At 73.1% G+C, this 12,273-nt stretch carries 11 protein-coding genes; 4 read left to right on the top strand and 7 right to left on the bottom strand.

From position 1 onward, the window contains the following. Positions 1-62 precede the first annotated feature (62 nt). On the bottom strand, positions 63-773 hold the full coding sequence (locus ITJ55_RS07915; protein WP_194594937.1) for a response regulator: 711 nt from the start codon (positions 771-773) through the stop codon (positions 63-65). Further along, the gene (locus ITJ55_RS07910) at positions 770-2,836 is read right to left on the bottom strand and encodes an ATP-binding protein (RefSeq protein ID WP_370544075.1); all 2,067 of its coding nucleotides are present in this window, start codon (positions 2,834-2,836) and stop codon (positions 770-772) included. Before ITJ55_RS07910 ends, ITJ55_RS07915 begins: the two co-directional genes overlap by 4 nt. 196 nt (positions 2,837-3,032) lie before the next feature. On the opposite strand from ITJ55_RS07910, the gene ITJ55_RS07905 reads away from it, so the two are divergent. Both ITJ55_RS07905 and ITJ55_RS07900 read left to right on the top strand, forming a co-directional pair. Beyond that, a complete protein-coding gene (locus ITJ55_RS07905; protein WP_194594936.1) occupies positions 3,033-3,515 on the top strand; it encodes a hypothetical protein in 483 nt (160 codons plus the stop codon). Between the two features lie 262 nt (positions 3,516-3,777). After that, positions 3,778-5,304: a CitMHS family transporter gene (locus ITJ55_RS07900; protein ID WP_194594935.1), complete on the top strand. Its 1,527-nt coding sequence runs from the start codon at positions 3,778-3,780 to the stop codon at positions 5,302-5,304. Between the two features lie 55 nt (positions 5,305-5,359). On the opposite strand, the gene ITJ55_RS07895 is transcribed toward ITJ55_RS07900, so the two are convergent. The 5 genes from ITJ55_RS07895 to ITJ55_RS07875 form a co-directional block, all read right to left on the bottom strand. Then, positions 5,360-5,701 (bottom strand): hypothetical protein, encoded by a 342-nt coding sequence (locus ITJ55_RS07895; RefSeq protein ID WP_194594934.1) that lies wholly within the window; start codon positions 5,699-5,701, stop codon positions 5,360-5,362. Continuing rightward, positions 5,691-6,152, bottom strand: a complete 462-nt coding sequence (gene fliS / locus ITJ55_RS07890) for a flagellar export chaperone FliS (protein ID WP_194594933.1) — start codon at positions 6,150-6,152, stop codon at positions 5,691-5,693. Before fliS ends, ITJ55_RS07895 begins: the two co-directional genes overlap by 11 nt. Before the next feature lie 2 nt (positions 6,153-6,154). Beyond that, positions 6,155-7,549 (bottom strand): flagellar filament capping protein FliD, encoded by a 1,395-nt coding sequence (gene fliD, locus ITJ55_RS07885; protein ID WP_194594932.1) that lies wholly within the window; start codon positions 7,547-7,549, stop codon positions 6,155-6,157. Between the two features lie 203 nt (positions 7,550-7,752). Further along, positions 7,753-8,928, bottom strand: coding sequence for a flagellin (locus tag ITJ55_RS07880; RefSeq protein WP_194594931.1), 1,176 nt, complete (start codon positions 8,926-8,928; stop codon positions 7,753-7,755). 115 nt (positions 8,929-9,043) lie between these two features. After that, positions 9,044-9,865: a sigma-70 family RNA polymerase sigma factor gene (locus ITJ55_RS07875; protein ID WP_194594930.1), complete on the bottom strand. Its 822-nt coding sequence runs from the start codon at positions 9,863-9,865 to the stop codon at positions 9,044-9,046. 477 nt (positions 9,866-10,342) lie between these two features. Between ITJ55_RS07875 and ITJ55_RS07870 the strand changes: the two genes are divergently transcribed. Both ITJ55_RS07870 and flgK read left to right on the top strand, forming a co-directional pair. Continuing rightward, entirely contained in the window at positions 10,343-10,846 is a 504-nt protein-coding gene (locus ITJ55_RS07870) for a flagellar protein FlgN (RefSeq protein ID WP_194594929.1), read from the top strand. A gap of 1 nt (position 10,847) precedes the next feature. After that, positions 10,848-12,272, top strand: coding sequence for a flagellar hook-associated protein FlgK (gene flgK / locus ITJ55_RS07865; RefSeq protein WP_194594928.1), 1,425 nt, complete (start codon positions 10,848-10,850; stop codon positions 12,270-12,272). Position 12,273: the final 1 nt, after the last annotated feature.

Raw genomic sequence — 12,273 nt, 5'->3', positions numbered from 1 at the left:
TCCGTAGGCGGTGCGCAGCGGCAGCGGGGCGGCGCGGCGGCCGGCAGGAGGCGCGGGTCGCGTCAGGGGCGCGAGTAGCGGTGCTCGGGGCGGCCGGTGGTGCCGTAGCTGAGCTTCATCGTGACGAGACCGTCGGCGGCGAGCGCCGCGAGGTACCGCTGCGCCGTCGCGCGAGAGACCCCGACCCGAGCGGCGACGTCCGCCGCCGAGAGCTCGGTCGGCCCGACGTCGGCCCCGCCGGCGGCACCGGCACCGGTACCGGTACCGGCTTCCGCGCCGAACTGCTCGAGCACCGCCTGCTCGGTCGCCGACCGCGACGGTGAGGCCGCCTTCGCCGCGTCGCCGGAATGGAGGATGCGCAGGGCCCGTTCGAGCGCCTCCTGGTCGACGGCCGTCCGCTCGTCGAGCACGTTGCGGTACCGCTGGTAGGCGCGCAGCCGGTCGACGAGCGTGCCCGACGCGAACGGCTTGATCAGGTAGCCCAGCGCCCCGCGCCGCAGGGCGCGCCGCACGGTCGCCGCGTCCGACGCGGCACTGAGCACGAACGCGTCGACGTCGACCTCGCGCAACAGGTCGAGGCCGCTGCCGTCGGGCAGGTGCACGTCGAGCAACAGCAGGTCGACGGGTCGTTCGGCGAGGACGCGGCGCACCTCGGCGACCGTCCCGACCGCGGGCAGCGCCCGCAGGCCGGGCAGCTGCTCGACCTGGCGACGGTGCAGGTCGGCGACGTAGAAGTCGTCGTCGACCACGAGCACGGTGAGTTCGGTCGTCACGGGGTGGTCCTCTCTGGGGTGCCGGGGGTGCCGGGGGTGCTGCTGCCACCGGGGGTGCCGAGCGTGCTGCTGCCGGGCGTGCTGCTGCCACCGGGGGTGCCGGGCGTGCTGCTGCCGGGCGTGCTGCTGCCACCGGGGGTGCCGGGCGTGCTGCTGCCGGTGCGCCGGGCGGTCGGCGCGTCGGCGGACGAGGAGGCGCGGGCCGGTCCGGACCCGCCCGTCACGACAGCCTCGCTCGAGACCGCGCCCACGAGCCTCGCGCAGAAGACCGCGCCGTGCCCGTCGCCACCCGGCGAGCCGAGCCAGACGTCGCCGCCCCTCCGCCGGGCGATGTCGCGCGACAGCGGCAGCCCGAAGCCCAGACCGTGCACGCGCGTGGGGTCGGCGTCGCCACCGGGGCCCCTGCCGGGGTCGGCGTCGGGCCCGCCGCCGGGGTCGTGCGGCCCGCGGTCGAACAGCAGCCCCGCCTCGGCCACGCCGTCGCCCGAGTCCATCACCGACAGGTGCAGGTCGGTGCCGTCGTCGAGCACCTCGACCTCGATCCAGGCCGGGGTGACGCGGCCGGCGACCGCGGCCCGCACGGCGTTGTCGACCAGGTTGCCGAGCACCGTCGTCACGTCGCCGGGCTCGACGACCGACCCCGTGACGAGGGTCTCGGGCCCGAGCTTCAGCAGCACCCCGCGCTCGGCGGCCTCGACGCCCTTCGCCCCGAGGAACGCCTGCAGGTACGGCTCGGTCAGCCGGTCGGCGTGGGCGACCGGGTAGCGCAGCGGACCGTGGTCGAGCACGTCGGCGAGGTAGGCGCGGGCCTGCTCGGCACGACCGAGCTCGAGCATGCCCGACAGGGCGTGCAGCCGGTTGGCGAACTCGTGTCGCTGCGCACGGAGGGCCGTCGTCATCGCCCCGACCGCGTCGAGCCGACGGGTGAGCGCCTCGACGGCCGTGCGGTCGCGCACCACGGCGACCCGACCGAGGTCGACCCCGTCGCGCGAGACCGGGCGCACGTCGACCAGCAGCACGTGGTGGTCGACCACGAGGGTCGTGTCGGTCGGCGTCGTGTTCGCATCGTCGGGCCGCGCCCGCGAGCCGGGAGGCACGCCGGCGCGGCCCGGGCCGAGCATCCCGACGAGCGCCTCGGGCAGGTCGAGCCCGGCGAGCGGGCGCCCCACGACGGCCGTCGGGTCGAGCCCGAGCAGCCGGGCCGCCTGGTCGTTGCACACCGTCACCACGCCGTCGCCGGACACCGCGAGCACGCCCTCGCCGACCCCGCCGAGCACGGCCTGCTGGTTCTGCACGAGGGTCGACAACTCTTCGGGCTGCAACCCGAGGGTCGCCCGGTCGAGTCGGCGGCGGATGAGCACCGATGCGACCACCCCGAGCGCGAGGGCGAGCACGGCGACCCCGACGACGGGCAGGGCGTCCCGCACGAGCGTGTCGTAGACCCGGGCCGGCGCGTAGCCGACGCTGACCTCGCCGACCACGTCCGACACGCCTCCGACGGAGGCCCCGGGCGCGTACACGGGCACCTTGGCCCGGGCCGAGTCGCCGAGCGTGCCACGCTCCCAGGCGACGACCTCCTCGCCCCGCAGGGCGGCGTCGGGGCTGGTGCTGACGCGCTCGCCGATGCGCGAGGGGTCCGGGTGCGCCAGCCGCACCCCGCGATCGTCGGTCACGACGACGAAGAGCGCCCCGGTGCGCTGCTGGGCCGCGACCGCGGTGCGTTGCAGGCCTCCTTGGGCCAGCGCCTCCTGGTCGATCTCGGTGCCGTCGACGCTCAACCGGGCGACCTGCTCGCGGACGTCGGCGTCGCTGGCGACGCTCTGCGCCACCGCGAGCGCCGTCGCCTCGGCCTCGCGGGCCAGCCGCTGGACGGCGATCGCCGCGAACACGGCGCTGGTCAGCAGCACGATGGCGGTGACGACGGCGAGCTGCAGCAGCAGCACCTCGGTGGCGAAACGACGCTTCCGGAGGCGCGGTGCCGCTCCCGGCCCCGCCTCGCGCCCCGCACCCGTCCGACGCCGCGCGGCCGTGCGGCGTCGCCGGGGTGAGCTGTCGTCGGTCACGCCCGCCAGGGTACCGGGCGCGTCCGACGCGACCCGCGCCTCCTCGGGTCCGGGTTCGCCTGCCGGCCGCGCGCCGATCGGCTCGATCCGCCGCCACCGCGCCGTGTTTCGTGCACCGCACCTCGTCTAGACGCGGTGTCGTGCACGGAACGCGGTGTCGTGGGCGGATCGGCCGGACGCTGCCTAGGCTCGGGCCATGCCGACCGAGCCGCAGCCGCAGCCGCAGCCGCAGCCGAAGCGGACCCGGGGCGGCCGGGTGAGACGTGTCGTCCCGCTGCGCACGGTGTTCCCGTGGTGGTTCCTGGCCGGCACGCTCGTCACGTTGGGCGTGGCGATCGTGCTCGAGACCGGCAGCGGCGGGGCGATCATGTGGGGGCCCGTCATCGGCCTCGAGATCCGGGACCGGTGGCAGCTCGCTGCCCGACGACAGGACGACGGCCTTCCGGTCGAGCGGCGTGACCTCGTCGGCCAGACCTGGTGGGAGCCGGTCATGGCCGTCGTCTTCACCATCGTCGCGGTCGGGCTCGGTCTGACACTCGCCCGGATCGTCTCGGGAGGCGCCCCGTGGATGCTCGTGGTCGGCCTGACGCTGCTGGCGATCGGCGCGGCCGCGTTCGGGGCCTATGCCCTCGTGGTGCGGCGGCTGGCCCGCCGGACCGCAGGGCCGCCCGCCGAGTGACGTCCCGCCACCACCGCACCGCGTTTCGTGCACCGCACCTCGTCTAGTCGCGGTGCGGTGCACGGAACGCGGTGTCGTGCCGGGGCCGGGTGCGTGTCGGCGGGTCGGGTCGGCAGGCGACGGACCAGGAGGCGCGGCTTCCCTGAGCAGAACGCGCAGAACGCCCCGAACGCGCGATAGTCGGCCAATGCGCACAAGCGCGACGGGGCTGCCCGGCCGCCGCTAGCGTGCCCGGACACACGAACTGGACGAAGGAGTCCTGATGCTCGTCATCCTCGGCTATCTGATGATCGCCACCTTCATGGTGCTGATCATGACCAAGCGGCTGTCGCCGATGCTCGCCCTGATCATGGTGCCGACCATCTTCGGCCTGTTCGCGGGGGCCGGTCTCGGCATCGGCGACATGGTGATCGAGGCGATCGGCGACCTGGCCCCGACTGCGGCGTTGCTGATGTTCGCGATCATGTACTTCGGCCTGATGATCGACGTCGGCCTCTTCGACCCGCTGGTGCGGTTCATCCTGCGCGTCACGGGCAACGACCCGGCGAAGATCGTGCTCGGCACGGCCCTGCTGGCCGGTGCGGTCTCGCTCGACGGCGACGGGTCGACCACCTTCATCGTGACGACCGCCGCCATGCTGCCGATCTACCTGAAGCTCGGCATGAGCCCGGTCGTGCTGACCTGCGTCGCCGGCCTGGCGAACGGCACGCTCAACATCGTGCCGTGGGGTGGGCCGACCGTCCGCGCCGCGGCCGCGCTGAACGTGGCGCCGTCCGACATCTTCGTGCCGCTGGTGCCGTCGCTGATCGTCGGCCTCGTCATCGTGTTCGCCTTCGCCTGGTTGATGGGCCTGCGCGAGCGTCGCCGCCTCGGCACCGTCGAGCTCGGCGGCTCGGTGCTCGCCGCGGCGGCCGAGAAGATGTCGCCCCTGTCGCGCGAGCTGGCCACGGCCGCCCGCGGCGGTGGCCCGGGCAAGGCGGGCGTCGGCGTCTCGATGTTCACCAGCCCCACGGTCGCGCTCGGCCTCCGCGGCGGTCGCGCCGACGGCAGCCGTGCCGACGCCCCCGGCGAGCGCGCGGTCGACAACCCCGGCACCGGCGGCAGCGAGAACGGCACCCCGATGACCGGCACGATGGCCGACACCATGCTCGACCCGTCGCGCGAGACGCTGCGACCGAAGCTGATCTGGTTCAACTTCGCGCTGACCGTCGTCGTGATGGTGCTGCTCGTGCTCGACCTCTTCCCGCTCGCCTACGTGTTCATGGTCGGCGTCGCGGTCGCCCTGCTGATCAACTTCCCGAAGGTGAAGCAGCAGTCGGCCGAGATCGTGGCCCACGCGCCGAGCATCGTCGGCGTCGTCTCGATGGTCTTCGCCGCCGGCGTGCTGATCGGCGTGCTCAACGGCACGGGCATGGTCGACGCGATGGCGCAGTGGCTCGTGCAGGTGATCCCGAACGAGATGGGCCCGTACCTGGCCGTGATCACCGGGCTGCTCAGCTTGCCGCTCACCTTCTTCATGAGCAACGACGCGTTCTACTTCGGCATCCTGCCCGTGCTCGCCCAGAGCGCGTCGGCGTTCGGCATCGACCCGGTCGAGATGGCCCGCGCCTCGGTGATCGGCCAGCCCGTGCACCTGCAGAGCCCGCTCGTGCCGGCGATCCTGCTGCTCGTCAGCCTGGCGAACGTCAACCTCGGCGACCACCACAAGAAGGTGCTCTGGCGGGCGGCCGTCGTCTCGGTCGTGATGCTCGTCGTGGCCGTCCTCGTCGGGGTCATCCCCTTCGGCTGAGGCTCCGGGCCGGCTCCGGCCGGGCCGGGCCGGCCGGGCCGGTCCGTGCTCGGTCTCAGCCGGTCGCGTCGAGGTAGACCGGGCGCGACGGCTCGTGCGACGCCTCGACCGAGCGCACGGCACCGAGGTGCTGCAGCACGGCGGCACGGGCGGCCTCGAGGCGGTCGAGCACGCCGCGCTGGCGCTCCGCCAACGAGGAGGCGCGGCTCGCGAGCTCGTGCGGCAGCGGACCCAGCCCGGTCGGGGGCGTCCAGCGTCGCGGTGTCGTCGACGTCGGCCCGGCCGCCGTCGCGGGGCCGCCTGCCGAAGGCGACACGTCCGCCTCGGCGACCAGCGCCTCCAGGTCGTCCAGGGCGGCGCGCCACGCGGCGTGTGTCTGCTCGGTCCTAGGCGACACCGAGGGCTCCGGTGGGGGCGACCGTCGAGGTCTGCAGCGAGGCGCCCGCCTCGTGCCACGCCTGGCGGAGCGGTTCGAGCAGGCCGACGACCTCGCGCGTGAGCGCCACGTCGCGGTGCACGTTCGCGTTGATCAGGGCGGTCGACGCGTAGCCGTACAGCGCCAGCAGGCCCTCGCCGCCGTCCCACACGTCGATCTTGAGCGACGACGACAACTCGGCGACGATCGCCTGCGCGTGCACGAGCTGCTCGCCGGCGACGAGCCACGAACCCGCGACCTGGGCGGCCTCGGCGCGCGACAGGTCGAGCATGAGGCGGTCGTAGAGCATCGTGACGAGCTGCACCGGCGTGGCCGAGAGCACGGCGTCCGAGGTGTACTGCGCCCGCTGGCGCTGGGCGGTGGCGGCGGGGCCGCTCGCCGCGGCGAAGGCGGCGAATCCTTGTGCGTTCATGGTCAGCTGCTCGTCGATGCGGTCAGGGAGGTGATCTGGCTGCTGAGCCAGGTCGACTGCGCCTGCAACGACTGCAGCTTGACCTCGAGGTTGTTGTAGGTGGTCTGGAGTGTCGCGCGCCTGGCGGTGAGACGGAGGTCCCAGTCGGCGATGCGGACGCCGAGGTCCTTCACGACCGACTGCTGTCCGGTGATCACCTGGGTCAACGTCCCGGTCGTCTTGTCCGAGGCAGTGGTCGCGGCCTTGGCCACCCGGTCCGCCAGCGTGCTCAGCATCGACTGCGTGCCGGCCGGGTCGGCGGCCAGGGCGGCCGAGAACTTGTCCGCGTCGTACGCGAAGGTGCCGTCCCGCGAGATGCTGACGCCGATGCTCGAAGGCGATCGGCCGTCGACCGGAGCCGACGCGGCCGCCTGCAGGGCGGTCTGGGCCGCACGAACCGACGAGTCGCCCGTGTAGGCGCCACCCTTCACCGTCGAGGTGCCGGTCGCGCTCGTGCTGGTCGTCGTGGCCTGCCCGGCCGTGATTGCCGAGAGCACCGCGTTGAGGCTCGAGACGAGGCCCGACGCCACCTTGCCGGCGGCGGCGGCGTCGCGCCCGACGGTCACGGAGACCGGCGTGGCCGACACGGCGGCGGTCGAGACGGTCACCGAGACTCCGGGCAACAGGTCGGCGAAGGTGTTCGACGAGCTGGTCACGACCTGCTCGGCGGTGGTGCCGGCGTAGAGGGTGAGTGACGCGTCGCGGGCGGTCTTGACGACGGCGGCACCCGGCTCGGTCAGCAGGTCGGGGGCGGTCCCGGCGTCGACCTCGGCGGCCGTGCCACGATGCACCGAGAAGTCGCCGGCCGCACCGGTCGCGGTCGAGGTGAGCTGCAGACGGTACTGCACGGCGCCCGAGGCGTCCTTGCCCGAGGCGACCTTGAGGGCGCTGACGCTGGCGCCCGAGGCGTTCACGGCGCTGACGACGTCGTCGAGCGAGCCGGACGCGGCGGTGACCTCGACGGCCTTGCCGGCGGCCGAGGTGAAGGTCAGGACGGCGGGTTCGGCGGGCCAGGCGGTCATCGCCGCGGTCACCGCGGTCTTCGCCTGCGCGGTGGCGCCGACGACGAACTCGATCGAGCCGGCGGCGGCCCTGGCCCCGGCCGACGCGCTGACGGAGGTGGCGCTGCTCGTCGCCGTGAAGGCCTGCAGCGAGGCGGGCTTCGCCGCGGTCTTCGCGGTGTCGGCGAGTGCCGAGACCTGGGCGTTCAACGTCTGCATGGACGTGATGAAGCTGGTGGCGGCGCTGACCTTGTTCTTCAGCAGGGTCTGGGGGGTGCCCTCGAGTTTGATCAGGTTGTTGATCAGGCTGGTGGTGTCGAGGCTGCTCGCGAGCCCGTCGATGCCGACGCTGGCCATGGGGTGCTCCTGTCGCAGGTCGAGGGTCGGGGGTCGGGGGTCGGGGGTCGGGGGTCGGGGGTCGGGGGCGTGGTCGAGGTGAGCGACGCGGCCGGCACGCGACGGCCGAGAGGATCAGCTCTCGACTCGCCGCGTGCCGGTCACGCGTCAGGCCCGGGTGTCGTCCGGCGACCGCTGGGAGCGGCCGTCGGGACGCTCTCCGACTAGCGGAGGAGCGACAGGACGCCCTGGGTGCTCTGGTTCGCCTGCGCGAGCATCGCGGTGCCGGCCTGGCTGAGGATGTTCGAGCGGGTGTACTTGACCATCTCCTGAGCCATGTCGGTGTCGCGGATGCGCGACTCGGCCGCCGTCAGGTTCTCCTTCGCCACGTTCGTCACGTTGATGGCGTGCTCGAAGCGGTTCTGCACGGCACCGAGGTTCGAACGAGCCGTCGACACGTTGGTGATCTGCTGGTCGATGACCTTGATCGCGTTCTGGGCCGCGGCAGCGGACTCGAACGAGATGCCCGTCGAGGTGGTGCCCGAGGCGTCACCGGCCGCGATGCCGTCGGCAGGAGCCGTGACGTCGACCGTTCCGCCGTTGAGGGCGGTGACCGCGATGCCGGTGGCAGCACCGTCGGCGTTGCGGACCGTCGTCGCCTTGAAGTTCGCCGAGAAGGTCGCGTCGCCGTTCAGGGCGGTCGCGTACTCGTCGACGCTCTTGAAGGCACCGGCGGTGCCCGAGCCCTTGAGCGCACCCGTGGTGATCTCCGAGACGTCGGCCGTTCCGACCGACGACTTGAAGGTCGCGGTCGCGCCGCCGACGAGGTCGGCGGTGGTGACGGCGAACGTCGTGCCCGAGGCGGTGGAGCCGGTGCCGAGGGCGGCGGTGATCTTGGTGACGTTCGCACCCGACAGGTCGACCGTGATCTGATCCTCGGTCGAACCGTTGGCACCGACCTGGAACTTGAGGCTCTGGTTGCTGTCCAGCAGGCTCGTGCCGTTGAACTTCGTCGAGGTCGAGATGCGGCTCAGCTCGTCGGTCAGCGCCGTGACCTCGGTGCTGATGGCCTTGCGCGACTCGGCGTTGTTCGAGTCGTTGCCGGCCTGGACGGCGAGGTCGCGGACACGCTGGAGGATCGAGTGCACCTCGGTGAGGCCACCTTCAGCGGTCTGGACGACCGAGATGCCGTCCTGGGCGTTGCGTGCGGCGACGGTCAGTCCGCCGACCTGCGAACGCAGGCCCTCGGAGATCGCGAGGCCGGCCGCGTCATCAGCGGCACGGTTGATGCGGAGGCCCGACGAGAGCTTCTCGAGGCTCTTCGACAGGTCGTTCTGCGTGGCGTTCAGGTTGCGGTACGTGTTGTTGGCCGCGAGGTTGGTGTTGATCTGCATACCCATGGTGTTCTCCTCCGTGACTGGGTGGTGTTCGTCTGCCCGTCCGTGGGCTGACACCGGCTACTGTCGGCCGGCCGACCGCGGCTGTTAGTCAGCCGCAGAAGTTTTTTCGGCGGTCTCAGACCGCGGTGGCGACGGTGGTCGCCTCGGGCTCGCGCATGGCCCGGGCGATGCCGACGGCAGCGTTGGTCGCGACGCGCGACAGGTAGGCGCTGCGACGGGCCGGGGCGGTCTTCGAGAGCGGCGCGAACTCGACGTCGGGGTCGTCGGCGTAGTGCGCCTCGAGGGCGTCGCGCAGCAGCCGGACGGCCTCGGTGCGCTGCTGCGAGACGGCGGAGTGGGTGATGCCCAGCTCGTCGGCGATCTCGGTGACGGTCCGGTCGCCGAAGTAGACGCCCTCGACGATGAGGCGCATGCGCTCGGGCAGGGCCTCGACGGCGGCGGCCACGTAGCGACTGCGCTCCGACACGAGCAGGTTCTCCTCGGGCAGGGGGATGTCGGCCGCGAGGTGGTCGGCGACGGTGTCGTCGAGTGCCGAGACGGTGCGGGCCGCGTCGGTCAGGGCGTTCGCCGCGGTCTGACGGTCCACGCCGAGGGCGCCGGCGACCTCGTCCACGCTGGGCGTGCGACCGAGCGAGGCGGTCAGCGCCTCCTGCACCGCGAGGGTCTCCTTGATGCGCTTGCGGGTGCCGCGGCTGGCCCAGTCGCCCGAGCGCATGTCGTCGGCGAAGGCGCCGACGATGCGGGTGCGGGCGTAGGCGCCGAACGGGATGCCCAGGGTGGGGTCGAAGGCGTCCGCGGCCTGGACGAGGGCGACGGCACCGACCGACGCGAGGTCGTCACGCGAGAGGTGGGTGGCGCGGGCGCAGACCTCGGAGACGAGGTAGCCCACCAGCGGCAGGTTCTCCACCACCATGGCGTTTCGTTCGGTGCGGTTCATCGCGACTCCCAGTGCGAAGGGGACCTCTCGGTCCGGTGATCGTGACTCCGGGCGCGACGAAGAGCCCTCTGATCAGGGCACGTCGACAGGGTTCGCCGAGGAGGCGCGGGTCACCGTCCGAGAAGACGGCGGGACCGCGTGTGGTGCTGCCGAGACCGGCCCGTCGGGGCCCGTCGCTGCTCTGCAACGCTACCGAGCGGGAGGGGGGCGGCGGCAGGGCGGGACTGCCCCCAGTGCGGGGGAACGGGCGTCATCCCTTCGGGGGACACACCCCGTGCCCTCACCCCCGTACTGGGTCGGAACGCCCCTTCCTTCGAGCGGTGGTTTAAGGCTAGGCGCCGCTGGGAGGACGCTCGGGTCGGCCACTAACGCACGCCGCGCCTCCGCCGATAGTGACCCGTGCAGAGGACGTCAGGCAGTCCTCGCCGACGACTTGCCGTACACAGACCACCCGATGCCCCGACCGAGGAGGCCCCCATGGGCGCGAACGAACTCTCCGCGCTGCTCTGGCGAGAGCGCGAGCTGCTCGAGCTGCTGACCTTCAAGCTCGAGGAGGAGCAGTTGCTGCTCACCGCGGGCCGCAGCCGCTGGGTCGACCACGCGACCCGCGAGGTCGAGCAGGTGCTGGGTCGCCTGCGCTCGGCGGGGCTCGAGCGCAGCGTCGAGGTCTCGGCCGTCGCCCGCGAATGGGGAACCGACGAGGAGGCCCCGCTGCGCGAGATCATCTCGGCGGCCCCGGCCGGCCCGTGGGGCGAGATCTTCACCGCCCACCTGCGCGCCATGACCGAACTGACCGGACGCATCGCGCAGCTGCGCGACGAGAACGAGCGGTTCCTCCGGGCCGCGGCCCGGGCCACGCAAGAGACGTTGGCGACCGCCTCGACCGGCCCCGCGACCGCGACGTACGACGCGACCGGCCGGACCGGCCACGTGAACTCGGCCAGCGCCTCCGGCGGTCATCTGTTCGACGGGCGGCTCTGAGATGGGCAGCACCTTCGGCGGGCTCAACACGGCCTACCGTGGCCTGACCGCGGCGCGCACGGGTCTCGACGTGGTCGGGCAGAACATCGCCAACGTCAACACCGACGGTTACACACGCCAGCGGGTGACCCAGTCCTCGATCGAGGCGGCGGCCCGCGTCGGCCTGTACTCGACCGGGGTGCAACCGGGCCAGGGCGCGTCGGTCGACGGCATCGCCCGCATCGGCGACCGGTTCGCGGACGCCCAGGTGCGCGGCGCCGCGGGCGCCGCGGGCTACCAGGGGGTCCGGGCCTCGGTGACCGCCGCCCTCGAGTCGTCGTTGGCCGAGCCGGGCACGACCGGGCTCTCGACGCAGCTCACGAAGTTCTGGTCGGCCTGGCAGGACGTCTCGAACAACCCGTCGGCCGCGGCCCCCGCCGCCGTCCTGCTCGGGCAGGCGCAGACCATCGCGGGCACGCTCGCGAGCGGCTACAAGGCGGTGGACGACCAGTGGACGGCCCAGCGCCAGCAGGTCGACGGCCTCGCCTCGCAGCTCAACACGGCCGCGACCCAGGTCGCCGACCTGAACGTGCGCATCCGCACCGCCCAGCAGCAGGGCGTCAGCACGAACGAGCTGGTCGACGCCCGCTCGGTGCTGACCGAGAAGATCGCCACGCTCGCCGGAGGCACGGTGCGCGACAACGCGGACGGCACGGTCGACGTCCTCGTCGGGGGCAACGCCCTCGTGTCGGGCGACTCGGCCCGGCAGGTGCGCGTGACCGGCGACTACACCCTGGCCACCGCCACGGCGGGGGTGTCGCTCGAGTGGACCCACCGTCCCGGCGACGCCGTCGCGCTGGACGGCGGCAGCATCGCCGGCTCGCTGTCGGTGCTCGCTCCGGCCGAGCCCGGCGGCGCCGGCGGGGTCCTCGCCGAGGCGGCCGCGAGCTACGACGCCCTCGCGACCCAGCTCGCGACCCAGGTCAACGCGGTGCACGCCACCGGGACCACGGCCGACGGCACCACCGGTCATGCGTTCTTCGCGTTCACGGCCGGCGTCCCCGCGGCCCGCGGCCTGACCGTCGTGCCGACGAGTGCCGCGACGATCGCCTCGGGCAACGGCACCGGCGGCGCCCTCGACGGCTCGGTCGCCCGCGCCATCGGCCAGATCGGCCTCTCGACCGGCTCGCCCGACCGCGCCTGGGGGACGATCGTCAGCACCATCGGCGCCGTCGCGCAGACCGAGTCCGACCGCTCGACGCTGACCGACCTCTCGGCCACGTCGGCGAAGAACCGGCAACTCTCGACGGCCGGGGTCAGCCTCGACGAGGAGAACGTCAACCTGCTCACCTATCAGCACGCCTACCAGGGCGCCGCCCGCGTCATGACCGCGATCGACGAGATGCTCGACACGTTGATCAACGGCATGGGACGGGTCGGGAGGTAAC

This window comes from Frigoribacterium sp. VKM Ac-1396 (genome assembly GCF_015350895.1).
Classification (GTDB): domain Bacteria; phylum Actinomycetota; class Actinomycetes; order Actinomycetales; family Microbacteriaceae; genus Frigoribacterium.
The sequence above is the reverse complement of the archived record's forward strand: the minus strand, read 5'-3'. Positions and strand labels throughout refer to the sequence as shown.

What these genes read in the sequence shown, in the direction of transcription:
- flgK (WP_194594928.1), top strand. Translation starts at nt 10,848, where the DNA reads ATGGGCAGCACCTTCGGCGGGCTCAACACGGCCTACCGTGGCCTGACC.
- fliS (WP_194594933.1), bottom strand. Translation starts at nt 6,152, where the DNA reads ATGAACGCACAAGGATTCGCCGCCTTCGCCGCGGCGAGCGGCCCCGCC.
- ITJ55_RS07905 (WP_194594936.1), top strand. Translation starts at nt 3,033, where the DNA reads ATGCCGACCGAGCCGCAGCCGCAGCCGCAGCCGCAGCCGAAGCGGACC.
- ITJ55_RS07870 (WP_194594929.1), top strand. Translation starts at nt 10,343, where the DNA reads ATGGGCGCGAACGAACTCTCCGCGCTGCTCTGGCGAGAGCGCGAGCTG.
- fliD (WP_194594932.1), bottom strand. Translation starts at nt 7,549, where the DNA reads ATGGCCAGCGTCGGCATCGACGGGCTCGCGAGCAGCCTCGACACCACC.
- ITJ55_RS07880 (WP_194594931.1), bottom strand. Translation starts at nt 8,928, where the DNA reads ATGGGTATGCAGATCAACACCAACCTCGCGGCCAACAACACGTACCGC.
- ITJ55_RS07875 (WP_194594930.1), bottom strand. Translation starts at nt 9,865, where the DNA reads ATGAACCGCACCGAACGAAACGCCATGGTGGTGGAGAACCTGCCGCTG.
- ITJ55_RS07900 (WP_194594935.1), top strand. Translation starts at nt 3,778, where the DNA reads ATGCTCGTCATCCTCGGCTATCTGATGATCGCCACCTTCATGGTGCTG.